This window comes from Dietzia sp. NPDC055343 (assembly GCF_053645265.1).
On sequence record NZ_JBSHMJ010000006.1, the window covers coordinates 56671 to 78873 of the forward strand.

Here is a 22203-nt window from a genome sequence, read left to right on the forward strand (position 1 = left end):
GTGACGCACCACGGATCGACCGGCCACCCCGCCCCTTCGGGCAGGGTGGCCGCGGTCGTCCCCGCCGCCGGGGTCGGCAGCCGCCTCGGCGCCGGTATACCGAAGGCGTTCGTCGAGCTCGAGGGCCGGACCATGCTCGAACGGTCCGTGGAAGGGCTGCTCGACTCGGGCGTCGTGGACGATGTGGTGGCCGTGGTGCCGGACGATCGCGTGGAGGAGGCGGAGTCACTGCTGGCTCCGCTGCGGGTGGGCCGCCACGTCGTCGTCGTCACCACGGGCGGAGCCGAGCGCACCGACTCGGTGCGTAACGGCCTCGCGGCCCTGACCACCGCCCACGACGCGGCGACCGGCGCGGCGGTCTACGACGTCCTGCTCGTCCACGACGCGGCGCGGTGCCTCACCCCCGCCGGGTCGATCCGGCGCGTGGTCGAGGCGGTGCGCGCAGGCGAGGCCGCGGTGGTGCCCGTCCTCCCGGTCGTCGACACCGTCAAACAGGTCGACGCCGCGGGCCACGTCGTGGGCACCCCCGACCGCTCCGCGCTGCGCGCCGTCCAGACCCCGCAGGGCTTCGCGCCCGACGTGCTCCTCGCCGCCTACGACGCGGCCGGGGACGTGGCCACCGACGACGCGGGGTTGGTCGAGCGGCTCGGCCGGCGCGTCGCCACCGTCCGGGGTGCGGCGCTCGCGTTCAAGATCACCACCGCGGACGACCGCGCGCTCGCCGAATTCCACCTGCGGTCCGGGTCGACCGCACGGCCCTAGGAGGACCCGTGACCGGACCCGTCATCCCCCGCGTGGGGATCGGCACCGACGCCCACCGCGTCGAGCCGGGCAAGCCCTGCATGATGGCCTGCCTGCACTTTCCCGACGACCACGGGTGCGAGGGTCACTCCGACGGCGACGTCGTGGCGCACTCGCTCGTCGACGCGCTGCTGTCCGCGGCGGGGCTCGGAGACCTCGGCACCCTGGTCGGGACCGGGCGGCCCGAGTACGACGACGTCTCCGGGGAACAGCTCCTGCGCGAGGCCGTCCGGGAACTCGGCAGGCACGGCTGGACGATCGGCAACGGGGCCGTGCAGATGGTCGGCAACCGGCCCAAGATGGGGCCGCGGCGGGTCGAGGCCGAGGAGCGGCTGTCGGAGATCATCGGCGCGCCGGTGTCCGTCTCGGCCACCACGACCGACGGCATGGGATACACCGGCCGCGGTGAGGGCGTCTCCGCCGTGGCCACCGCGCTGGTCTACCGGGCCTGAACTACCCCACACCCCGCGCGACGAGGCGGGCGCACGGCGCGGCCACCGGTAGACTCGGCCACCGTGACACTCCATCTGTATGACACCGCCACCCGCTCCCTCCGGGAGTTCGCCCCCGTCCGGGAAGGGCACGCGTCTGTCTACCTCTGTGGAGCCACCCCGCAGTCCGCCCCACACATCGGGCACGTGCGCTCCGGCGTCGCGTTCGACATCCTCCGGCGCTGGCTGCTGGCCGCCGGCTATGACGTGGCGTTCGTGCGCAACGTCACCGACATCGACGACAAGATCCTGACCAAGGCGGCCGAGAACGGTCGCCCCTGGTGGGAATGGGCCGCCACGCACGAGCGCGAGTTCACCCGCGCCTACGACGCGCTGGGCGTGCTGCCGCCGTCGACCGAGCCGCGGGCGACCGGGCACATGACCCAGATGATCGAGTACATGGAGCGGCTCATCGAGCGCGGCTACGCGTACCCGGCCGAGGGGTCGGTCTACTTCGACGTGGCCGCCTGGTCGGCCGCGCCGGAGGGCGACTACGGGCACCTGTCCGGACACAAGCTCGACGAGGTGGACCAGGGGGAGTCCGCGGACCTGCGCGGTAAGCGCGACCCGCGCGATTTCGCCCTGTGGAAGGCGGCCAAGGACGGCGAGCCCAGCTGGCCCACCCCGTGGGGCGACGGCCGGCCCGGCTGGCACCTCGAGTGCTCGGCCATGGCCACCTGGTACCTCGGCGGCACCTTCGACATCCACGGCGGAGGCCTGGACCTGCAGTTCCCGCACCACGAGAACGAGGCCGCCCAGTCCCACGCCGCCGGCGACGGCTTCGCTCGGTACTGGCTGCACAACGGCTGGGTCACCATGGCCGGCGAGAAGATGAGCAAGTCGCTGGGCAACGTGCTCAGCGTGCCCAACATCCTCACCACGGTCCGGCCGGTCGAGCTGCGCTACTACCTGGGCAGCGCCCACTACCGCTCGATGCTCGAGTACTCGCCCGAGGCCCTGCAGGAGGCGGCGGCCGGCTACCGGCGCATCGAGGCGTTCGTAGGGCGGGTGAACGAGGCTGTCAGGGCAGACGCAGGGCCGTCCGTCGCTCCCGAGACCGCGGTGCCCGTCGGGACGTGGGCCGAGGGGTTCGCCGCCGCGATGAACGACGACCTGGGGGTGCCGGCCGCGCTGGCCGAGATCCACGGGCAGGTCCGGGCGGGCAACACCGCGCTGGCGGCCGGCGACATGGAGGCGGCGTTGGCCGCCGCCTCGTCCGTGCGGGCGATGGCAGGTGTGCTGGGCGTGGATCCACTCGACGCCCGGTGGGTTGCCGCCGGTGGGGGCGACGACGACACGGCCGTCGCGCTGGATCTTCTCGTACAGGCCGAGTTGGCCGCACGGCAGCAGGCTCGGGCGGACAAGGACTTCGCCACCTCGGACGCCATTCGTGACCGGCTGGTCGCGGCGGGCATCGACGTGGCCGACACTGCGGACGGCCAGAAGTGGTCGCTCGCCAACCGGAAGGACTGATATGGCGGGCAACTCGAGCCGGCGCGGAGCGATCCGCAAGAGCGGCACGAAGAAGGGGCAGGTCGTCGGTTCCGGCGGCCAGCGTCGTCGTGGCCTGGAGGCGCGTGGCGCCACCCCCAAGGCGGAGGACCGGACCTATCACGCGGCCCACCGCCGGGCGAAGTCTGCGGACCGCAAGGCGCAGGGCGCGCAGCAGCGTCGCCAGTACGCCCAGAAGAAGGCCGACGGGCCCGAGCTCGTGGTGGGCCGCAACCCGGTCGTGGAGTGCCTGCGGGCCGGGGTCCCGGCGACCGCGCTGTTCGTGGCCGTGGGCGCGGACAACGACGAGCGGCTCACCGAGGCCGTGCGTTTCGCCGCCGACAACGGGATCTCGATCCTGGAGGTGCCGCGCGTCGATCTGGACCGCATGACGTCCAACGGCATGCATCAGGGGATCGGGCTGCAGGTTCCGCCGTACGAGTACGCGGACCCGAACGACCTCATCCAGAGCGCCATGCACTCGTCGCAGCCGGCGCTGCTGGTGGCGCTCGACAACATCACGGACACGCGGAACCTCGGCGCCGTCATCCGCTCGGTCGCGGCGTTCGGCGGCCACGGCGTCCTGATCCCCGAGCGTCGCAGTGCCTCCATCACCGCGGTGGCGTGGCGGACCTCGGCCGGCGCGGCGGCACGCCTGCCCGTCGCCCGCGCCACCAACCTCAACCGCACGCTGCTGGACTGGGCCAAGTCCGGCGCCCAGCTCGTCGGGCTCGACGCCGGTGGCGACGTGTCGTTGGACGACTACGACGGCACCGGCCCCACGGTCATTGTGGTGGGATCCGAGGGCAAGGGCCTGTCCCGGCTGGTACGCGAGAACTGCGACTCCATCCTGTCGATCCCGATCGCCTCGAAGGTGGAGAGCCTCAACGCCTCGGTCGCGGCGGGCGTGGTGCTGTCGGAGTTCGCGCGTCAGCGGCGCGTCAAGGGCTGACGAGGGTTTCCGGCCCGCTCCACGCGTCGAGTGGTCGCAGAGCCGGGTTTTTGCTCGTGCGGTCTTGGGAGTTCGTGAGGCGGTGTGACCTATCGGCGAAGGTGGGGCGGCCGCGGTAGAGGGGTCGGTCAGGCGCGGGGTCGGCGGGGTGACCGGCAGCGATCAAAGGTCGCTCGTGCGTACTCCCACGTCTCCTCGCCGTAGTACAGGTGGCCGGCGAGCATATAGAGACCGGCCAGCCGCTGGTAGGTCCACGCCCGATCGAGGAACTCAGGATCCACGCGACCGACGTAGCGCGCCAGGACGTCCTCCACGAAGCGCGGGCCGTATTCGTACAGCTCCGCGAAGTCGATGGCCGGGTCTCCGATGCACATATCGGTGAAGTCGATCAGGCCGAGCTGGCCTGGTGAGCCGGCCTCGGCCTCGGTTCCGCCAGCACGGCCGCGCTGCCAGTACAGGTGGCGGGCGTAGATGTCGTAGTGCAAAAACACCCGGGGCAGCAGGGTGGACTGCAGCGAGGCCACCTCGTCGCAGATCTCGCGGGCCGTGCGCATCTCGTCCGGTGTGAGCACGTCGGGCATGTTGTTCTCCACGATCCCGCGCACGAAGTCCAGGTTCTCGGGCTGGTACGACGGCGCGACCAGATCCAGCGGCGGCGCCGAGGTGTCCTGGATGTGCAGCGCAGACAGCAGAGAACCCAGCTGCATGGCGATGATCGTCTGCTCGGTGAAGGGCAGGCTGTTCAATAGGTCCGAGGTGAGGCGTTCCCCGTGGACCATCGGGTAGCCGGCGAACGGGATGAGGCCCTCGTCCGGCCGCGCGCTCGCAGGCACATGCGTGTAGCGGGGGAGCGCGGCCTCAACGCGGGGCGCCAGGTGCTCGAGCACCGCGATCTCGGTGGGCAGCTGCGCGAGCGCCTGCTCGTCGGAGGGGAAGCGGAACACCAGATCGGCGTACCCGAGGGCGTCGTCGCCGGAGCAGCCGCGGCAGAGGATCACCACGTTGTCCCAGCCCTCGTCGGTGCGGCTGACCGACTCCCAGCGCAGCGATGGGTAGGCCGTGCGGATCGCGTGGAGTTCTGCCCCGGCTTCAACCCCGGCCTCGGCGTCGTCGGCGTCGGGTCCGGCGCCAGCGTCGGGCTCGGGCTCGGAGGCGGAGTCCATCATTCCCCAGACGTTAGTAGCGATAAGCGCGGACGCCGTGCTTCCTCTCGGCATGGCGGGCTGACCTGGCCCGACCCGGCGTCGCGAAGAGGGTTTCGCACAGTGCCTCTCGGGCGATGTGGGCGAAAGGCTCTTCGCGACGAAAGGCGGCGGCGCTGTGGAGTGCTGTGAGGCGGGCGCGGCACGGGGCCGGCCCGGCTCACCGCCTGCGCGCACCCACGACCCGACAGGCCAGGTAGATCACGAACGAGATCGTGGTGACGAACACCGACACCGGCACGCCGGGTGCCAGCGAGAGCAGCATCCCGCCCACGGCCGCGACCTCGGCGAACAGAATCGTCAGCCCGATCGCGCGCGCCGGGCTCGAGGTCACGGCGGCCGCGGCGGCGGCCGGGGTGATGAGCAGCGACAGCACCAGCAGCGCGCCCACGACCTGCACGGCCTGCGCGGCGGCGAGCCCCACGAGCACGGCGAAGACCATGTTGATAGCCCGCACCGGCACGCCGCGGGCCTCGGCGACCTCGGGGTCGGCGGAGGAGAACACGAGCGGCCGGTACAGGGCGATGAGCGCGGCGCAGATGATCGCGGCCACCACCGCCATCTGCACCACCCCGTGCTCGGATACCCCCACGATCTGGCCGGTGAGCAGGGCGAAGGCGGTGCCGGAACGACCAGGGTACAGGTGGATGAACAGCACGGCCAGGCCGAGGCCGAACGCCAGCACCACGCCGATCGACGAGTCGCGCTGGGAGGCCCGCGAGCCCATGATCCCGAACATCAGGGCCGCGATCACCGACCCGACGATCGCGCCGAACCCCAGGTTGAGGCCGAACAGCAACGCGGCGGCGGCGCCGGTCAACGCCAACTCGCTGGCACCGTGCACGGAGAACGACATCTGCCGCATCACGACGAACGGCCCGATCGCCCCGGCGAGCAACCCGAGCAGCGCGATGGCGGCGAGGCCGAGCAGGACGAAATCCTGCTGCAGCAGGTAGGCGGTGACCTCGGTGTCGGCGATGGACCCGAAGATCTCGAGCAAGCGGTCCATCAGTGCGCTCCGTGTCCGTGGTCGTCGTCGTCATGATGGTGGTGCCCGGTCGACCAGGGCTCGGCCACCAGGTGCTGCGTGTCGCCCACCACGACGATCTGCCCGCGCACCCGCAGCACCTCGACGGGCGAGGAGTACAGGTCGGACATGACCTCGGAGGTGAACACCTCGTCGGGCGTGCCGATGCGGTGCCGGCCGTCGACGATGTAGAGCACGCGGTCGACCATCGGCAGCACCGGGTTGATCTCGTGGGTGACGAAGACGATCGCGGTGTCGTCGTCGCGGCGCCGGTGGTCGAGCACGGAGGCGACGGTGCGTTGGCCGGTGAGGTCGAGGCTGAGCAGTGGCTCGTCGCACAGCATGACGCACGGGTCGCACGCGATCGCCTGGGCCACGCGCACGCGCTGCTGCTCACCGCCGGACATCCGGCCGAGCGGCTTGTCGGCGAGCTTTCCGGCCTCGAGCCGGGCCAGCGAGTCCTCGACGATCCGCTTTTTCACCCCGCGTCGTCCGGGCCATCCGGGGCCCCAGCGGGTGCCGTCGATCCCCAGACTGACCAGGTCGCGGCCGCGCAGGGTGATGCCGGGGTCGAACGCGCGCTGCTGCGGCACGTAGCCGAGGTGGGTGCCGCGGTCGCCGGGCGCCCGGCCGTCCACGACGACACGGCCGGCGTCGGGGGCGAGCTCGCCGAGCAGCACCTTGAGCAGGGTGGACTTGCCGGCGCCGTTGGGTCCGAGGACGGCCACGAACTCGCCGGGCTGGATCTGCAGGTCGAGGTCGCGGATGAGGGTCCGGCCGCCGCGCGAGATGGTCACGCCGTCGAGCGAGACCACCGGGCCGGGCCCGGGGATGCCGCGCTCGTGGTCAGTGCCCACCGTCGCCCTCCGGCGTGGCGTCGGAGAGTGCGCGGGTCAGGTCGTCGACGATGTCGCGCATCCAGGTGAGATAGTCCGCGCCGTCGGGGAGGGTCTCGGTGAGATCGACGACGACGACACCGGCCTCCACCGCGGCGTCACGCACCCGGGCCGTGACGGCCGTCTCGGTCTGCGAGTTGAACGCCAGGAACGCGACCTCCCGCTTGTGGAGCAGGTCGATCAGGCCGGCGAGGTCGGCGGCCGCCGGGTCCGTGTCGTCCTCGACGGAGGAGAGGAACCCGGCCGGCGTCAGGTCCACCATGTGTGCGTAGTCGAACAGATGCGCGCCGATGCGCTCGGTCTGGGCGTAGGTGAAGTGCCCGCGGTCGTGGATCTCGTCGAGCTGCGCACGGAGCGGGCTCAGCTCCCCGCCGAAGTCCCGGGCGTTGGCCCGGTACTCCTCGGCGTGCTCGGGGTCGAGTTCGGAGAGCTGCTCGGCTACCCGCTCGGCCACGGCGGCCGTGGTGGGCAGGCTGAACCAGACGTGCTCGTTGGTCTCCGAATCGTGCGAGTGGCCGTGGTCGTGACCGGCGTGACCCGCGTCGTCGCCGTGATCGTGGGAGTGCTCCGGCGCGGCCTCGCCGGTGACCCGGGAGTACTCGTCGACGGCCCGCACCACCGGGACATCCCCGGCGTTGGCCAGGGCGAGGTCCACGAACGAGTCGTAGCCGCCGCCGTTGTAGACCACGAGGTCGGCCGTGGCGACCCGGGCGGCGTCGGCGGGGCCGGCCTCGTAGGAGTGGGGGTCGGCGGCGGGGTCGGAGATCACGGACTCGACCTCCGCGTTGCCGCCGGCGACCTGCCGGGCGATGTCCGCGTAGACGGTCGTCGACGCCACCACGGACGGACCGTCGCCGTCGGCGGGCCCCGTGCCCGAGGCGCCGCCGCAGGCGGTCAGCGCGCCGGCGCCGACCAGAGCGGTGGCGAGCACGGCCAGGGTCCGGGACAGGCCGGCGCGGCGGGGCTGGCGGGAGGCCGGGCGGGAGGTCGACACGGGCACCACTCCTCGGGGTGAAGGCGAACGGTAATGGGAACCGTTGTCGGTAAGTGTACGACCGCGCCTGCGCAGGGCGACAACCCCGGGGGTGCTCCCGCCGCATGTGCCGCGCCCGCCCGCCTCCGGGTGTCCGGAATCGCCGCCCATTGGATGTCTCGCCACCCACGGGATTCGGCAGGTGGCGCGACATCCGATGGGTGGCGCTGCGGACCGGCGGGGTCAGCCGCGGAGGTCGGCCAGGGTTTCCAGCAGGCGCACGACGGCGGGGATGTCCTCCACTCGGTGGCCGGCCGCGGTCTCGCCCGGACCGACCTTGATCCCCACGTCCTGCGGGCGCAGTCGCGCGAAGCCGCGCTCGTCGGTGACGTCGTCGCCGATGAAGATCGTCACGTCGGCGCCGGCCTGCTCGGTGAGCCGCTCGAGTGCCGCCCCCTTGCTCGCCTCGCGGACCGCGATCTCCACGACGTTCTTGCCCTCGGTCACGAACACCCCGCCGGCAGCGGCGGGCCCGGCCAGCGCCCGGGCCGTCGCCTGCTCGCGTGCGGCCGGATCCTCGACCGGCCGGACATGCAGCACGGCGGCGGTCGGCTTGGATTCGACGTGCGCCCCGGGGGCTTCGGAGGCGATCTCCGTGAGTTCGGCGTGGATGCGGGCCAGGAGGGCGTTGTCGTCGTCGAGTGGGGCGTCGAACCCGCCCTCCCACTCCGAACCGTGGCTGCCCACCAGCACCACCGGGGCGCCCGCGCCGCTCACCTCGGCCAGCGCGGCGCGGTTGCGGCCCGACAGGAGGGCGACCGTCGTGCCGGGCAGTTCCGCGAGTCGCGCGAGGACGTCGAGCGCGCCGGGGGCGGCGAAGGCGCTCATGGGCTCGTCGGCGAAGGGGGCGAGGGTGCCGTCGTAGTCGCACGCCACGACGAGGGCGGATGCGGTGGCGGCGCGGCGCAGTGCCTCGGCCAGGGCCGGGGTGAGGTCCGGCTCGGTGGGCTCTGGGGTGGAGGCGGTGTGGTCGGCGGCGCTCATGGCTCCAGCGTAGAAGATGTCCTTGACGGGGCGCGGACCGAATGTACGATTGTCGACAATCCGACGAAAGGTGGCCTGATGACCGCGTCTCTCACCGCACTGCAGCTCGCCGAGAAGTTCCGACGCGGCGAGCTGTCGCCCGTCGACGCGGCGCGCGACGCGCTGGCCGCGATCGAGCGGGTCGACGGCCGGCTGAACGCGATCTGCCACACCGACCCCGAGGAGACGCTCCGGCAGGCACGCGCGGCGGAGCGGCGCTACCGCGACGGCGCCGCGATCGGCCCCATCGACGGCGTCCCCACCACCATCAAGGACATCTTCTACACCCGTGGAGTGCCGACGCTGCGCGGCTCCCACCTGCTGGCCGACAAGCCCGGCGCGGACGACCCCGCCTCCTGGCCCGACGACGCCCCCGTCACCGCCGCGACCCACGAGGCCGGCTGCGTGGTGATCGGCAAGACCACCACACCCGAGTTCGCGTGGAAGGGCGTCACCGACAACACCCTGACCGGCATCACCCGCAACCCCTACGACCCGGCGCTCACCCCGGGCGGCTCGAGCGGCGGCGCCTCGGCCGCGGTCGCCGCGGGGCTCGGGCAGCTCGCGCTGGGGACCGACGGCGGCGGATCGGTGCGGATACCGGCCGCGTTCTGCGGCATCGTCGCCCTCAAGCCCACCTACGGCGTCATCCCCATGTTCCCGTCGAGCCCGTTCGGCACGCTGGCCCACGCCGGGCCGATGACGCGCACCGTCGCGGACACGGCCGCGTTCATGGACGCGCTCCTGCGCCCCGATCCACGCGACTGGTCCGCGGTGCCCGCCCGCGCCACCACGCCCACCACCGGTGGATACCTCGCCGCCGCCACCGACGGCGCCCGCGGCGACCGGCCGCTCGAGGGGCTGCGCGTCGCCTACAGCGCGACCCTGGGATTCGGGAGGAACGACGACGACGTCGAGCGTGAGGTCGCGCGGGCCGTGGGCGTACTCGAGGCGCTCGGCGCGCGCGTCGACACGGTGGATCCCGGGATCACCGACCCCGTCGACGCGTTCCACGTCCTGTGGTTCGCCGGGCTCGCGGCGGTGCTCGCGCCGCACGGCCCGGGGGCGGTCGAGCGAGTGGACCCGTCGATGCGGGAGGCGCTCGGCCGCTACCACGACTTCTCGGCCACCGACTACCTCGACGCGGTCGCGATCCGGATGGCGTTGGGCGCCCGGCTGGCCGACTTCCACCAGAACTACGACCTGCTGGTCACGCCCACCACGCCGATCCCCGCGTTCGCCGCGGGCTCGGACGTCCCGCCGGGCTGGCACAGCCCCGACTGGACCTCGTGGACGCCCTACACCTACCCCTTCAACATGACCCAGCAGCCGGCGCTGTCCGTGCCGTGCGGGCTCACCGATTCCGGGCTGCCGGTCGGGGTGCAGCTGATCGGGGCCCGGTTCGACGACCTGCTCGTGATCCGCGCCGGGGCGGCGCTCGAGGCCGCGCTCGGTCAGGTGGTCCCGGCACCGCCCGTCCACGCCGACGCGCAGCTGGGGCCTGGGGGCGCCACGGCATGAACGAACCGGATCATCTCGCCGGGCTCGACCCGGTGGTGCAGGAGTCGACCCCCGCGATCATCGCGCGGGGGCTGCGCCGAGCGATCTCCGACGGCAGCTTCGCCCCCGGCGACCAGCTGGGGGAGGCCGCGCTGGCGCGCACCCTCGGGGTGAGCCGGGGCCCGCTGCGGGAAGCGATGCAGCGGCTCACCCAGGAGGGACTGCTGGTCTCGCACCGCAACCGCGGGCTGTTCGTCGCCGACCTCACCCCCGAGGCCGTGGCCGACATGTACCTGCTCCGCACGACCATCGAGACGGCGGCGCTCCAGCGCGTCCTCGAATCGGGGGCGGGTGCCCGGACCGCCGACGAGCTGGACTCCGCCGTGGACGCGATGGCGGCGCTGGCAGAAGAGCCCCGCTCGGCCGCGATGGTGGCCGCGGATCTCGACTTCCATCACGCGTTGGTCGAGGCCGCGCGCAGCCCGCGATTGTCCCGGGTCCACGAGACGGTGCTGGTGGAGACGAGCATGTGTCTGCACGCCATGAGCGCCACGTATTCGGACGCCGATTCGCGGTTATCGGAGCATCGCGCGATCGCGGAGGCGGTCCGGGCGGGGGATGCCGCGCGTGCCACATCGCTGCTGGTGGAGCACATGCACGACGGACTCGCCCGGGTCCGGGCGGCCGGCCCGGCGACCTGACCCCGGCGGGTCGGCCGAAGATCGGAGATGGTGAGGCTGAGGCGGTTGGGGTTTACGGTTGTGTCGGGAGCCACAAGTGACCCGTGATAAGTTCGGAATCAGCTAAGAGAGCATCGGGCGTGAGCCCACGTTCCGGTGAGACGTGAAGGTCGGACCGCGGGAGGGCCCGCGGTGCGATCGCGACCGGAAGGCTGGCAAGACAATGGCACCCTCGATGTTGAGAAGTCCCGCACGAACCCGTGCGATGGGCGCGATCGCCGCGACCGCGGCGGCCGTCATGGCGCTGTCCGGCTGTACCTCCACCTCTACGGATGAGGACGGCAGTCTCCTCGAGCAACTGCAGGACAAGGGCACGGTGACGGTCGGCTTCGCCGGTGAGGCCCCGTACTCCTTCGAGGAGAACGGCGAGCTGACCGGTGCCACCGTGGCGCTGCACCGCGAGATCTTCGGCAACCTGGGGATCGACACCGTCGAGGGTCAGAACGCCGACTTCGGCGCCCTCATCCCCGGCCTGCAGGCCAACCGCTTCGACGTGGTGAGTGCGGGCATGTCGATCCTGCCCGAGCGCTGTGAGCAGGCCGCGTTCTCCGAGCCCGAGTTCAACTACACCACCGCGCTGATGGTGCCCGAGGGTAACCCGATGGGGCTGACGGACCTGCAGTCCGTGCTCGACAGCGGCGCTCGCCTGAGCACCATGACCGGCGCGATCGAGTCGGACTACGCAGCCCAGATGGGTATCGACAACACACAGGTCGCCACCCCGCAGGACGGCATGGACGCCGTCACCTCCGGCCGCGCCGACGTGTTCGCGCTGACCGCCATCTCGCTGAACTGGATGGCCAACAACAACCCCGACGCCCCGGTCGAGGTGACCGAGTCGTTCGTCGCCGAGATCGACGGCGTGCCGCAGGTCGGGGCCGGTGGCACGGTGTTCCGCACCGACGACCAGGAGCTGCTCGACGCCTACAACGAGGAGCTCGCCAAGATCACCTCGGACCCCGAGAAGTACCTGGAGATCGTGGGCGAGTACGGGTTCACGGCCGAGGAGTTGCCGGACCCTGAGCTGACGACCGCGGACCTCTGCGCAGGGGCGTGATCCCGATTCCGAGAACCGAGGTGAGCGGCAGTGGACCGTAACCTCGACGCCTTCCTGGATTCCTGGCCCGGTTTCCAGGAGGGCATTCTCATCACCATCTACCTGACCCTGGGCGGGGCGGCGCTGGCGTTCGTCATGGCGCTGGTGCTCGGCGTTGCCGCGGGGTCGCGGTTCATCGTGTTGCGCGGGATCGCCCGGACGATCATCGAGTTCTTCCGAGGAACCTCTCTGCTGGTGCAGCTCTTCTGGCTGTTCTTCGTGTTGCCCCTGCTGGGGTACGAACTCGACCCGCTGTTCTGCGGGATCCTGGCCCTGGGCCTGAACTACGGCGCGTATGCCGCCGAGGTCGTCCGCGGAGCTCTGGCGGCCGTGCCGGCCGCGCAGACCGAGGCCGCGATCGCGCTCAACCTCTCGACGTGGCAGCGGCTGTACAAGGTGACGTTCCCGCAGGCCTGGGTACAAATGATCCCGCCGCTGAACAACCTGCTGATCCAGCTCCTCAAGGGCAGTGCGCTGGCCAGCTTCATCCTGCTGCACGACCTGACCTTCCAGATCGGCGAACTGCGCAAGACCACGGGCGACACCCTCTTCGCGTTCGGAATCGGCCTGATCCTGTACTTCGTGATCGCCTACGTACTGACCCTCTTCATGAACCTGCTCGAATTCCTCGCCAAGGCCCGTCTCGGGACCGGGCCGACGCTGGGGGGTCTGCTGAGTCTGCGGCCCGAACGCGTCGACGACGCGGTGGGGGTGGACCGATGAGCGTGAACTGGAGTTGGGAACGCGCGGTCGAGAGCATCCCGTTCCTGCTGGAGGGCTTCAAGATCACCCTGCTGGCCACGGTGGCGGGTTTTGTCATCGCCGCGATCCTCGGCCTGGCGGTCGCGGTGCTACGGCGCTCCGGCCCGAAGGTCGTGACGGTGCCGCTGCGGATGGTCACCGAGTTCATCCGGCTGACGCCCCTGGTGGTGCAGCTGCTGTTCGCCTACTTCCTGCTGCCACAGTTCTCCGCGTTGCAGATCGGTATCACCGTGCTCGGCATCCACTACGCCACCTACATGGCCGAGGTGTACCGGGCCGGCATCGACGCGGTGCCCCGCGGGCAGTGGGAGGCCGCGCGTGCGCTGTCGCTGCCCCCGGGACGGACCTGGCGCGCGGTGGTGCTGCCGCAGGCCATCCGGAACACCGTGCCCGCGCTCGGCAACTACGCGATCTCACTGTTCAAGGACACCCCGTTCCTCTTCGCGATCACCGTGGTCGAGATGGTCACGGCCGCGCAGCAGTACGGCGCCCGGAACTTCCAATACCTCGAGCCGATCACGATCGCCGGCGTGATCTTCCTGCTCGCGAGCTACCCGACGTCGATCCTGATCCGGAGACTGGAGAAGACCCTTGTCTACTGACGGAAACCCCCCGACCGGACCCGCCCGGCCGGCGGACCCAGCGGGCGCGGGCTATGACGGCTCGCACATGGTGGTGTTCGACAAGGTGCTCAAGCAGTTCGGCAGCAACGTCGTGCTGGACCACCTGGACTTCACCGTGCGACGGGGCGAGCGTGTGGCCCTGATCGGCCCCAGTGGCTCGGGTAAGACCACCATCCTGCGTCTGCTCATGACGCTCGAAGAGGTCAACGACGGAGTGATCTGGGTGGAGGGCCAGCCCCTGACCCACCAGCGCAAGGGCGACAAACTGGTCAAGGCGTCCCAAAAGCACCTCCGGCAGGTCCGGTCGAAGATCGGGATGGTGTTCCAGCAGTTCAACCTGTTCCCCAACATGACGGTGATGGAGAACATCACCGAGGCCCAGATCCATGTCCTTAATCGCTCCAAGGCCGAGGCCGTGGACCGGGCCCGCGAGCTCCTGGCCACGGTCGGGCTGTCGGACAAGGAGAACGCCCACCCCACCACGCTCTCGGGCGGTCAGCAGCAGCGGGTCGCGATCGCTCGCGCGCTGGCCATGGACCCGGACATCCTGCTGCTCGACGAGGTGACATCCGCCCTCGACCCCGAGCTCGTCGCCGACGTCCTCGGTGTGCTGAGGACGATCGCCGAGACCACTGACATCACCATGCTGCTGGTCACCCACGAGATGGGATTCGCCCGCGACGTGGCCGACCGGGTTCTCGTGTTCGACAAGGGCAAGATCGTCGAGGAGGGCACGCCCGAGGCAATCTTCACCAACCCGCAGAAGGAGCGGACGCGGACGTTCCTCAAGGCCGTCCTCGACCGCTGACCGGGGGCGTCAGGCGGGCAGGACGCCGGCTGCCCGTAGTCCCTCTGCCTGCTCCTCGGTGATCCCGAGCTCGGAGAGCACCTCGGCGGTGTCCGCGCCGCGGTCGCGCGGGCCGAAGCGGACGGCGCCCGGGGTGTGCTCGAGCTTCACCGGGATGCCCACGCTGCGGTACCCGTCCCGCTCGACCACCATCTCGCGGTGGAGGACCTGGGGCAGCGACATCGCTTCCCCGACCGTGTTGACCGCCCCCGCCGGCACCCCGGCTGAGCGACACAGATCCGACAGCTCGGCGCGGCCCCACTCGCCGACGATCGCGCCGAGCGTCCCGCGCAGCTCCGCCGAATGGGCGAGCCGCTCGGCATTGGTGACGTAGCGCGGGTCCTCTGCGAGCTGGCCGACGCCGAGCGCGGAGGTGAGAGACCGGAACTGCGAGTCGTTTCCCACGCCGATGAAGAACGGGCCGTCCGCGCACTGGAACGTCTCGTACGGGCAGATCGTCGGGTGTGCCACGCCGGTGCGCGGCGGGGTCTCGCCCGTGGCGAACCACTTGCCGGCGTGCGGGTGGAGAATCGATACGGCGTTGTCGAGCAGCGCGAGGTCGACCAACTGGCCCCGGCCGGTCGTCTCCCGGGCGTGCACGGCCATGAGGATCCCTGCCATCGCGTTGAGGCTGGTGATGATGTCGACCAGGGGGATGCCGACGCGCATCTCGGGACCGTCGGCCTCACCGTTGATGCTCATCAGGCCGGACAGTGCCTGGAGGACGGCATCGTATCCGGGCGCGCCGCCGAGCGGACCGTCGACGCCGTACCCGGTGATCCGGCAGTGGATGAGCCGTGGGAACTCCACGGCGAGCACCTCGTCGGACAGGCCCCAACGATCGAGTGTGCCGGCCTTAAAGTTCTCGATCACCACGTCCGCCTCGGCCAGCAGTCGGCGAAGGAGGGACTGCCCCTCGTCGGTGCGCAGGTCCACGCTGATGTTGCGCTTGTTGCGGTTGAGCCCGTCGAAATAGGCGCTGTGGCCCGGTTTGACGAAGGGCGGGCCCCACCACCGGGTGTCGTCGCCGGCGGGGGGTTCGACCTTGATCACGTCCGCGCCGTGGTCGGCGAGCATCTGCCCGCAGAGCGGCCCGGCCAGGACGCGGGAGAGATCGACGACCCGCAGGTCGGTGAGCGCGCCGGTGCGGTCGGTGGTGTCGGTCATCTGTCACTCCTGGTGTTCGGTGTGGTCTGGTCGCGGGGGTCGGGTGCGCGACGGGTCGGCAGGGCACCAACCCGGCCGAGCTCGTCAAAGGGATGCCGGCGGAGCGAGACGCTCGTGGTGGCCGCCGAGGCGGCGGTGAGTGCGCCGGAGAGGAGGAATACGCTGCCCGGGCCGGCTATCCCGGCGATCGCGCCGGCGCCGAGGGGGACGAGGACCTGGGCGGCCCGGTTGCCGGTCAGTCGCAGCGACAGTGCTGCGGCGCGCTCCCCGGCCGGCGCGGCCGCGGTCACCCAGTTCATGGTCACGGGTTGGTTCATGCCCCAGAAGAACCCGATTACGGCGAGGCAGGCGAACATCGTCCCGGCGTCGCCGGCGAGGCCGAGTACGACCACCGCCGGGGTGGTTACGACGGGGGAGGCGATGAGGATCGCGCGCTGGGACCACCGCCGCAACGCCCACGGTGTGGCCGCGCGGGAGATCATGGAGAACACCGAGCGCGTCGCGACGAGCAGGGTCACCACGAGCGGCGTCAGCCCCACGGACTCGCCCAGCACGGGCATGTACGCGGTGATGAGGTCGAAACCCGTCACCACGATGAGCGCGGCGAAGATCGACGGCGGCATGCCCTTCCGGCGCAGGAGCGCGGTCATCGACTCGGCCCGGGGCTGACCTGCGCTTCGCGCGGGGGCCGTCGACCGGGGCAGGGCGAGCGCGAACGGCAGCGAGATGACGATCGCGCTCGCCATTACCCACAGCGCCGGGCCGGTGTCCACGTGCTCACCGGTGCGGCCGGCCTGGAGCAGGACGCCCATGACCGGCGTACCCACCGCCTGGCCGACCGAGACGGCGAGCGTGAACAGCGCGAAGCCGTTCACGTGCCGGTCGCGGGTGGTGAGCTCCATGACGAATCCCTGGGCGGCGATGAGCGTCATGACCTGACCCAGGCCGACCATCGCGTTGGCGGCGGCCAGGACGGGGATGGAGGGCGCCACCGCGGTCAGGGCGACCGCTGACGCGGACACCGCGGTACCGACGGCGAGGACGCCCCAGCTGCCGCGCCGGTCGACGAGCCGCCCGAACTGCAGGGCGACGAGCATCGGCAGCGCCGCGAACGTGGCGGCGACCAGCCCCACCTGGGCGGCGTCACCGCCGAGCGCGAGTACCCGGTACGAGACCGCCACCCGCACGGCGTCGTACGCGCCGTTGACCAGCACGACGGCGACGAACAGTCGGGCGAGCGGAGCGGTCACGGATCGGCCTAGGCGCCGGTCACGGCGTCGAGCCACGCCGAGGGGATCCCGTCGACGGGGGCGCCCTCGACGATCATCGGCCAGGCCCCGTCCATCCCGCCGGTGACGGCGGCGCGGCTGAGGAAGCCCTCCCAGAAGGCGGCCGAGCCGAACTCCGACCGCCACTGCAGCGCGGGGAGGGTGAGCCGGTGCAGCGTGTGCTCATGCGTCGTGCCGATCGCGCCGTGGATCTGGTGTGTGTTGCGCACGGCGACGGCCAGCGCCTGCGAGACGACGCTCCGGGCCACGGCCACGCGGAATTCCGACAGGCCCCCGGCGAGGTCGTCGGTCAGGGCGTCGACGAGCGCGGTGTCCACGGCGGCGCGGGACAGTACCGATTCGGCGGCGATGTCCACGACCAGGTTCTGCACCGACTGGAACTTCGCCAGGGCCCGGCCGAACTGGTTCCGCTCGGTGGTGTGTGCGATCGACGAGGCGAGCATCCCGTCCATCGCCCCGACGCACTGGAGGGCGCGGGCGAGGGCGCCGCGCAGGACGTGGGCCTGCACCGCCGAGGCGGGGACCGGCGCCCACGGGTGGTCGCCGTCGGCGGTCACGGAGCCGGTGGGGACGGCGGAGATGCCCTCGGACTCGACGACGACGAGGTGGTCGGTCGCCACGTCGGCGACCTCGTAGCCACCTGATGCCCGCCGGACGCACAGGACTGTCGCGGTGGCGCCGGCCCAGGGCACGCGGTGCGCGGTGCCGTCGGACCCGAGGACCGCCACTGTTGCGGTCTGCCCGGACGAGTCGTCCAGGCCGGCAGCGCGGCGGAGGGGGCCGGCGAGCAGATCGGTCTCGGCGAACGGCACGGCCACACCGGCGGCCGCGAGCGTCCGCAGGAGGGCCGCGGCCTCGGTCCAGCCCGCGCCGCTACCGCCGGACTCCTCCGGCGCGGTGAGTCGGGCGAGGCCGACCTCGGTCAGGGTGGCCCACACCGCATCCGGGTCGGGCTCGACGTCGGGTCCGGAGAACCCGGAGACGAGGTCGTCCATGAGGTTCTGCAGGTCGGGATCGACACCGAGGTCGATCTCGGTGGTGTTCGAGGTGGTCATCAGCGCATCCCCAGTCCCCGCGCGATCACGCCGCGCAGGATCTCGTTGGTTCCGCCTCGGAGCGTGAAGCCCGGGCGTTGGTGTAGCCCTGCACGCAGGAGGGCGTCGATCTCTCCGGGGGCGGCGGGTGTCTCGTCGCCGAGCCCGGTGGAGACCACGTCGACGAGGTCGCCCTCGGTCGTGGTTCCGAGCAGTTTGACCAGCGCGGCCGCGGTGTCGGCCTTCTCTCCCCGTTGCAGGGCGCCCGCGATGTTCTGGCTCAGGGCGTGGAGACCGGCCATCCGGGCGACGGATCGGCCGAGGTCGGTCCGCTCGGGGAGCCTGCCCGCGGTGATCTCACCGATCTCGGCTGCGAGCAGGCGGAAGGAGGACAGGAAGCGTTCGGGCCCGCTGCGTTCGAAGGCGAGCTCGGCGTTGACCTGCTCCCAGCCGTTGCCCGGGGTGCCGAACACGCGGGAATCGGGGACGAACACCTCGTCGAGGACGACCTCGTTGAAGTGATGGTCCCCGGATAGCGAGACGATGGGGCCGATGGTGACGCCCTCGGCGCGGAGGTCGACGATGAACTGACTCAGGCCGGCGTGCCGGTGATTCGTGTCGAGTGGCTCGGTGCGGGCCAGGGCGATGAACGCCTCGGCGTGCTGGGCGCCGGAGGTCCACACCTTGGTCCCGGTGATCGTCCACCCGCCGTCGACGCGCACGCCCCGGGTGCGCACGCTCGCGAGGTCGGACCCCGAGTCGGGCTCGCTCATGCCGATGCCGAAGCAGCAGTCGCCGGCCGCGATCCGCGGCAGGAACTCCTGCTTCTGCTCCTCGGTGCCGTAGCGCAGCAGCGAGGGCGCGATCTGCCGGTCGGCCACCCACTGCGCGGCGACCGGGGCGCCCACCGCGAGGAGTTCCTCGGTGATGACGAAGCGCTCGAGGTGTGTGCGACCGCGGCCGCCGTACTCCTCGGGGATCGTCATGCCGACCCAGCCGCGATCGGCCAGGCGCCGGGTGAACGCCTCGTCCCAGCGGGTGAGCCACGTGTCGATCCACGGGGTGAATGCGCCTGCGGCGATCTCGGCGGCGAGGAACTCCCGCACCTGACCGCGGAGCTCCCGCATCTGCGGGGTCTCCACGGTCGTGGGCGGGGCGAAGGTGGTACTCATCGGTTCTCCTGCTGGTGAGGGCTGTCGGGCCGCGTGATGTCACTATGACACCGTTCGGCTGTTTACGCAATAGAGCAACGGGTTACGGATTTAAGTAGGCATGGGCTGCGGCTTGGTAGGCTCGTGCTCATGACCACCACTGCCGAGCTCGATGCCCAGATCCCGGAACGGCCCAGGCATCGGATGGTGGACAGGGTGGCGTCGATCCTCGAGGCGGTGGCCCGGTCCGGATCGGGGATGACGCTCACGGCGATCGCCAAGGCGCTCGGCGCACCGGTCAGTTCGACGCAGGGACTAGTCAACGGCCTGGTGGCCACCGGGTATCTGGACGAGCGGGACCGGGTCTACACCCTCGGGATGGCGCCGTACCTGCTCAACGTGATCGCGGGTCGCCCTCCCGTGACGCAGGTCCCCCACGACGCGCTCGAGGCGATCAACGAGGAGACCGGGATGGTCACCGTTCTCTCCGCCGCGGTGGGCGACGACCTGTTCTACGTCGATCACGTCTCGTCCGACCCCGCCTATGCGTACCTCGCCGAGAACCGTCTGCGGCGCTCGTTGCTCCGGACGTCGGCCGGGTGGGTCCTGCTCGCGGCGCGGGAGAACCGGGACCTCTGGGCCTACCTCAATGCCCGCCCCGAGGCGGATTCCGGCCGGGTCGAGGCCTTCCTCGAGGCGCTCGCGCAGATCCGCGAGACCGGGATCTGCGCGGCGCCCCACGCCGCCGAGAAAGGCGCTGATGGCGTGTCGGTCGCGGTGACCGAGCGGGGCGGCACGATCGCCGCGGTGGGCGTCATCGGTTCCCGTGCCGAGATCGATGAGCGACGTGACGACCTCGTGGAGATCCTCGGCCGTCACGTCGCCACCTGGCAGCTCGACTGACCGCGCCCGGTCAGCGACCCTCGTAGTTCCCCGGTCGCTTCTCGCCGAACGCGGCGAGCGCCTCGCGGTGGTCCGCGGTGTGGTGCGCGAGTGCCTGCATGGCCGCGGAGAGCTCGAGCACCGACTCCAGGGACTGGTGCTGGGATTCGCGGAGGAGTTTCTTGGCCATCCGGACCGAGTGCGGCGGGTTCTTGGCCACTCGCGCGGCCAGCTCACGGGCCGCGCCCATCAGCTCCTCGGGCTCGACCACCCGGGAGACCAACCCCCAGTCGAGCGCGGTCGCGGCGTCCACGCGGTCGCCGGTCAGCGCCATCTCGGCCGCGCGGGCCGGGCCCACGGCCTTGGTCAGCAGCCACGCGCCGCCGTCGCCGGGGATGATGCCCAGTTGGACGAAGCTCTCGGCGAACCACGCCCTGCTCGACGCCACCCGGAGATCACACATGAGGGTGAGATCGCAGCCCGCTCCGACGGCCGGGCCGTTCACGGCCGCGATCACGGGCACCTCGCAGTGGTAGAGCGCGCGCGGGATCCGCTGGATGCCGTCGCGGTAGCCGCCGCGCACCTCGTAGGGGCTTCCCCCGAACATTCCGCTGCGGTCGACCATGTGCTTGACGTTTCCGCCCGCGGAGAACGCGGAACCGGCGCCGGTGAGGATGACGGCACGCACGTCGGGGTCGGCGTTGACGACGGACACCCGGTGGACGAGCGCCTCGATCACACGGTCGTCGGAGATGGGGTTGCGAGCGTCCGGCAGGTTGATGGTCCAGGTCTCGATGTGATCGGCGCGGTCGATCAGCAGCGCGTCGTCGGAGGTGTTCTCTGTCATCGTCATTCCTTTGCGGGGGAGGGTTGGAGTGGGTGTCGGAGTGGGTCGGTCGGGTCGGCTCAGGTCACATTGTCTCCGGGATCCAGAGCACGATGCCGGGGAATATGAGGAACAGCAGGGCAACGGCCAGCATGGCGATCACGTACGGGAAGGCACCGCGGAAGACCTCCTCGACCCGGCGGCCGGCGGAGCGGGCCACCACGAACACGTTGAGGCCCATGGGCGGGGTGACGAGGCCGACCTCGGCCAGGAGCACCATGAACACCCCGAACCAGATGGGGTCGTACCCGAGCTCGACGACCAGCGGGAGGACGACCGGGACGGTGAGCGCGATGATCGCGATCTGGTCCATGAAGAAGCCGAGCACCACGTAGACGATGCCGATGCACAGCATGATGACGAACGCGGGGAGCGTGAGGTCGCCGATCCACGCGACGAGCGTCGGCGTGACCTTGGTCTCGGTGAGGAAGTGGCCGAAGACGTGCGCCCCGATGATGATGGCGAAGATCATGGCCGTGGACTTGGTGGTCTCCACCAGGGTGTGTCCCACGCCGGCGAGGCTGAACCGCCCGCGCGCGATCACGAGAATCATCGCCGCGACGCTTCCCAGTGCCGCCGCCTCGGTAGGAGTGGCCCACCCGAGGTAGATGGAGCCGACCACGGCGAGGAAGACCAGTGCCAGCGGGGCGGCCGTGCCCAGCGCGCGTCCCTTCTCGGCCCACGTGGAGGGCTGCCCGGACGGTACGGCATCGGGATCGCGCAGCATTGTCACGTAGAGCATCACCACGAGAGCGCACGCGATGATCACGCCGGGCAGGGCGCCGGCGATGAGCACGTCGCCCACGCTCACCTCGGCGGTGATCGCGTAGAAGACCAGGATGATCGACGGCGGGATCATGGCGGCGAGGGTGCCGACCACCGCGACGAGGCCGCTCGCGGTCTTGGGACTGTAGCCCTCGTCGATCATCTTGAGCGTCGAGGTCTGGGCGAGCGTGGCGGCCGCCGCGGTGGAGGAGCCGGACACCGACGCGAACGCGGTGCCCGCGCCGATGGAGGCGACGGCCGTGCCTCCCCGGATGCGGCCGACGATGGCCCGCGCCGCGTCGAAGAGCGAATCGAGCAGTCCGGACAGCATCAGGAGGTGCGCCATGAGGATGAACAGCGGCACGGCGGACAGCGAATAGCTCATCACCGAGGTCGCGGGCACGGTCTGCATGACCCCGTCGACCACGCCGAAGCCGCCCACGGCGAACAGTCCGATGATGCCGGCACCGAGGATCGCGAACGACACCGGGACCCGGATGAGGATGAGGACGAGCAGGAGCACGACTATGGCGAGTGCGAGCATG

The 22203-nt window shown here is 71.2% G+C and carries 21 protein-coding genes and 1 pseudogene; 11 read left to right on the forward strand and 11 right to left on the reverse strand.

Going from position 1 to position 22203, the window contains the following annotated elements; translation table 11 throughout:
• From ispD to rlmB, 4 genes are all read left to right on the forward strand, one after another.
• The gene (gene ispD, locus ACWIE7_RS04690) at nucleotides 1-762 is read left to right on the forward strand and encodes a 2-C-methyl-D-erythritol 4-phosphate cytidylyltransferase (protein ID WP_454068676.1); all 762 of its coding nucleotides are present in this window, start codon (nucleotides 1-3) and stop codon (nucleotides 760-762) included.
• An 8-nt stretch (nucleotides 763-770) separates the two neighbouring features.
• Nucleotides 771-1253 (forward strand): 2-C-methyl-D-erythritol 2,4-cyclodiphosphate synthase, encoded by a 483-nt coding sequence (gene ispF / locus ACWIE7_RS04695; RefSeq protein ID WP_454056990.1) that lies wholly within the window; start codon nucleotides 771-773, stop codon nucleotides 1251-1253.
• 63 nt (nucleotides 1254-1316) lie between these two features.
• A complete protein-coding gene (cysS, locus tag ACWIE7_RS04700; RefSeq protein ID WP_454068677.1) occupies nucleotides 1317-2765 on the forward strand; it encodes a cysteine--tRNA ligase in 1449 nt (482 codons plus the stop codon).
• Nucleotide 2766: 1 nt separating this feature from the next.
• A complete protein-coding gene (rlmB, locus tag ACWIE7_RS04705; protein ID WP_452099649.1) occupies nucleotides 2767-3735 on the forward strand; it encodes a 23S rRNA (guanosine(2251)-2'-O)-methyltransferase RlmB in 969 nt (322 codons plus the stop codon).
• Nucleotides 3736-3863: 128 nt separating this feature from the next.
• Here the strand turns inward: rlmB and ACWIE7_RS04710 are convergent, their stop codons facing one another.
• The 5 genes and pseudogenes from ACWIE7_RS04710 to otsB form a co-directional block, all read right to left on the reverse strand.
• A complete protein-coding gene (locus ACWIE7_RS04710) occupies nucleotides 3864-4901 on the reverse strand; it encodes an aminoglycoside phosphotransferase family protein (protein WP_454068678.1) in 1038 nt (345 codons plus the stop codon).
• A 196-nt stretch (nucleotides 4902-5097) separates the two neighbouring features.
• Nucleotides 5098-5946 carry a metal ABC transporter permease gene (locus ACWIE7_RS04715; protein WP_454068679.1) on the reverse strand — a complete coding sequence of 283 codons (849 nt, stop codon included), beginning with the start codon at nucleotides 5944-5946 and terminating at the stop codon, nucleotides 5098-5100.
• Nucleotides 5946-6716 (reverse strand): annotated as a pseudogene (locus tag ACWIE7_RS04720) (metal ABC transporter ATP-binding protein); the annotation flags it as partial. The pseudogene ACWIE7_RS04720 and the gene ACWIE7_RS04715, both read right to left, overlap by 1 nt.
• A gap of 94 nt (nucleotides 6717-6810) precedes the next feature.
• Nucleotides 6811-7854, reverse strand: a complete 1044-nt coding sequence (locus tag ACWIE7_RS04725) for a metal ABC transporter solute-binding protein, Zn/Mn family (protein ID WP_454068680.1) — start codon at nucleotides 7852-7854, stop codon at nucleotides 6811-6813.
• Between the two features lie 222 nt (nucleotides 7855-8076).
• Nucleotides 8077-8877: a trehalose-phosphatase gene (gene otsB / locus ACWIE7_RS04730; RefSeq protein ID WP_454068681.1), complete on the reverse strand. Its 801-nt coding sequence runs from the start codon at nucleotides 8875-8877 to the stop codon at nucleotides 8077-8079.
• Nucleotides 8878-8955: 78 nt separating this feature from the next.
• Here otsB and ACWIE7_RS04735 point away from each other — a divergent pair, with 78 nt between their 5' ends.
• From ACWIE7_RS04735 to ehuA, 6 genes are all read left to right on the forward strand, one after another.
• Complete coding sequence (locus ACWIE7_RS04735; RefSeq protein ID WP_454068682.1) at nucleotides 8956-10437, forward strand: amidase; 1482 nt, start codon at nucleotides 8956-8958, stop codon at nucleotides 10435-10437.
• A complete protein-coding gene (locus tag ACWIE7_RS04740; RefSeq protein ID WP_452099644.1) occupies nucleotides 10434-11117 on the forward strand; it encodes a GntR family transcriptional regulator in 684 nt (227 codons plus the stop codon). Before ACWIE7_RS04735 ends, ACWIE7_RS04740 begins: the two co-directional genes overlap by 4 nt.
• Nucleotides 11118-11361: 244 nt before the next feature.
• Nucleotides 11362-12213: an ectoine/hydroxyectoine ABC transporter substrate-binding protein EhuB gene (gene ehuB, locus ACWIE7_RS04745; RefSeq protein WP_295651607.1), complete on the forward strand. Its 852-nt coding sequence runs from the start codon at nucleotides 11362-11364 to the stop codon at nucleotides 12211-12213.
• A gap of 30 nt (nucleotides 12214-12243) precedes the next feature.
• Nucleotides 12244-12975, forward strand: a complete 732-nt coding sequence (ehuC, locus tag ACWIE7_RS04750) for an ectoine/hydroxyectoine ABC transporter permease subunit EhuC (RefSeq protein WP_344988764.1) — start codon at nucleotides 12244-12246, stop codon at nucleotides 12973-12975.
• Entirely contained in the window at nucleotides 12972-13616 is a 645-nt protein-coding gene (ehuD, locus tag ACWIE7_RS04755) for an ectoine/hydroxyectoine ABC transporter permease subunit EhuD (RefSeq protein ID WP_454068683.1), read from the forward strand. Before ehuC ends, ehuD begins: the two co-directional genes overlap by 4 nt.
• A gap of 67 nt (nucleotides 13617-13683) precedes the next feature.
• The gene (gene ehuA, locus ACWIE7_RS04760) at nucleotides 13684-14445 is read left to right on the forward strand and encodes an ectoine/hydroxyectoine ABC transporter ATP-binding protein EhuA (protein ID WP_230931369.1); all 762 of its coding nucleotides are present in this window, start codon (nucleotides 13684-13686) and stop codon (nucleotides 14443-14445) included.
• A gap of 9 nt (nucleotides 14446-14454) precedes the next feature.
• On the opposite strand, the gene ACWIE7_RS04765 is transcribed toward ehuA, so the two are convergent.
• From ACWIE7_RS04765 to ACWIE7_RS04780, 4 genes are read right to left on the reverse strand one after another with little or no spacing between them, the layout of a single operon-like run.
• On the reverse strand, nucleotides 14455-15651 hold the full coding sequence (locus tag ACWIE7_RS04765; protein ID WP_452099642.1) for a CaiB/BaiF CoA transferase family protein: 1197 nt from the start codon (nucleotides 15649-15651) through the stop codon (nucleotides 14455-14457).
• The gene (locus tag ACWIE7_RS04770; RefSeq protein WP_454068684.1) at nucleotides 15648-16901 is read right to left on the reverse strand and encodes an MFS transporter; all 1254 of its coding nucleotides are present in this window, start codon (nucleotides 16899-16901) and stop codon (nucleotides 15648-15650) included. Before ACWIE7_RS04770 ends, ACWIE7_RS04765 begins: the two co-directional genes overlap by 4 nt.
• Nucleotides 16902-16909: 8 nt before the next feature.
• Nucleotides 16910-17995: an acyl-CoA dehydrogenase family protein gene (locus tag ACWIE7_RS04775; protein ID WP_454068685.1), complete on the reverse strand. Its 1086-nt coding sequence runs from the start codon at nucleotides 17993-17995 to the stop codon at nucleotides 16910-16912.
• Nucleotides 17995-19146 carry an acyl-CoA dehydrogenase family protein gene (locus tag ACWIE7_RS04780; RefSeq protein WP_454068686.1) on the reverse strand — a complete coding sequence of 384 codons (1152 nt, stop codon included), beginning with the start codon at nucleotides 19144-19146 and terminating at the stop codon, nucleotides 17995-17997. Before ACWIE7_RS04780 ends, ACWIE7_RS04775 begins: the two co-directional genes overlap by 1 nt.
• Nucleotides 19147-19275: 129 nt before the next feature.
• Between ACWIE7_RS04780 and ACWIE7_RS04785 the strand changes: the two genes are divergently transcribed.
• Nucleotides 19276-20028 (forward strand): IclR family transcriptional regulator, encoded by a 753-nt coding sequence (locus tag ACWIE7_RS04785; protein ID WP_230931374.1) that lies wholly within the window; start codon nucleotides 19276-19278, stop codon nucleotides 20026-20028.
• 10 nt (nucleotides 20029-20038) lie between these two features.
• On the opposite strand, the gene ACWIE7_RS04790 is transcribed toward ACWIE7_RS04785, so the two are convergent.
• Together ACWIE7_RS04790 and ACWIE7_RS04795 are read right to left on the reverse strand one after the other, a co-directional pair.
• Nucleotides 20039-20854, reverse strand: coding sequence for a crotonase/enoyl-CoA hydratase family protein (locus tag ACWIE7_RS04790; RefSeq protein WP_230931375.1), 816 nt, complete (start codon nucleotides 20852-20854; stop codon nucleotides 20039-20041).
• Between the two features lie 64 nt (nucleotides 20855-20918).
• Complete coding sequence (locus ACWIE7_RS04795) at nucleotides 20919-22202, reverse strand: TRAP transporter large permease (protein WP_454056998.1); 1284 nt, start codon at nucleotides 22200-22202, stop codon at nucleotides 20919-20921.
• Nucleotide 22203: the final 1 nt, after the last annotated feature.

Bases quoted from the DNA above. Each gene is read 5' to 3' on its own strand.
- ehuB (WP_295651607.1), top strand. From the start codon at position 11,362: ATGGGCGCGATCGCCGCGACCGCGGCGGCCGTCATGGCGCTGTCCGGC.
- otsB (WP_454068681.1), bottom strand. From the start codon at position 8,877: ATGAGCGCCGCCGACCACACCGCCTCCACCCCAGAGCCCACCGAGCCG.
- ACWIE7_RS04795 (WP_454056998.1), bottom strand. From the start codon at position 22,202: ATGCTCGCACTCGCCATAGTCGTGCTCCTGCTCGTCCTCATCCTCATC.
- ACWIE7_RS04790 (WP_230931375.1), bottom strand. From the start codon at position 20,854: ATGACAGAGAACACCTCCGACGACGCGCTGCTGATCGACCGCGCCGAT.
- ACWIE7_RS04780 (WP_454068686.1), bottom strand. From the start codon at position 19,146: ATGAGTACCACCTTCGCCCCGCCCACGACCGTGGAGACCCCGCAGATG.
- rlmB (WP_452099649.1), top strand. From the start codon at position 2,767: ATGGCGGGCAACTCGAGCCGGCGCGGAGCGATCCGCAAGAGCGGCACG.
- ehuA (WP_230931369.1), top strand. From the start codon at position 13,684: ATGGTGGTGTTCGACAAGGTGCTCAAGCAGTTCGGCAGCAACGTCGTG.
- ACWIE7_RS04715 (WP_454068679.1), bottom strand. From the start codon at position 5,946: ATGGACCGCTTGCTCGAGATCTTCGGGTCCATCGCCGACACCGAGGTC.
- ACWIE7_RS04710 (WP_454068678.1), bottom strand. From the start codon at position 4,901: ATGATGGACTCCGCCTCCGAGCCCGAGCCCGACGCTGGCGCCGGACCC.
- ACWIE7_RS04765 (WP_452099642.1), bottom strand. From the start codon at position 15,651: ATGACCGACACCACCGACCGCACCGGCGCGCTCACCGACCTGCGGGTC.
- ACWIE7_RS04785 (WP_230931374.1), top strand. From the start codon at position 19,276: ATGACCACCACTGCCGAGCTCGATGCCCAGATCCCGGAACGGCCCAGG.
- ACWIE7_RS04735 (WP_454068682.1), top strand. From the start codon at position 8,956: ATGACCGCGTCTCTCACCGCACTGCAGCTCGCCGAGAAGTTCCGACGC.
- ACWIE7_RS04775 (WP_454068685.1), bottom strand. From the start codon at position 17,995: ATGACCACCTCGAACACCACCGAGATCGACCTCGGTGTCGATCCCGAC.
- ehuD (WP_454068683.1), top strand. From the start codon at position 12,972: ATGAGCGTGAACTGGAGTTGGGAACGCGCGGTCGAGAGCATCCCGTTC.
- ACWIE7_RS04740 (WP_452099644.1), top strand. From the start codon at position 10,434: ATGAACGAACCGGATCATCTCGCCGGGCTCGACCCGGTGGTGCAGGAG.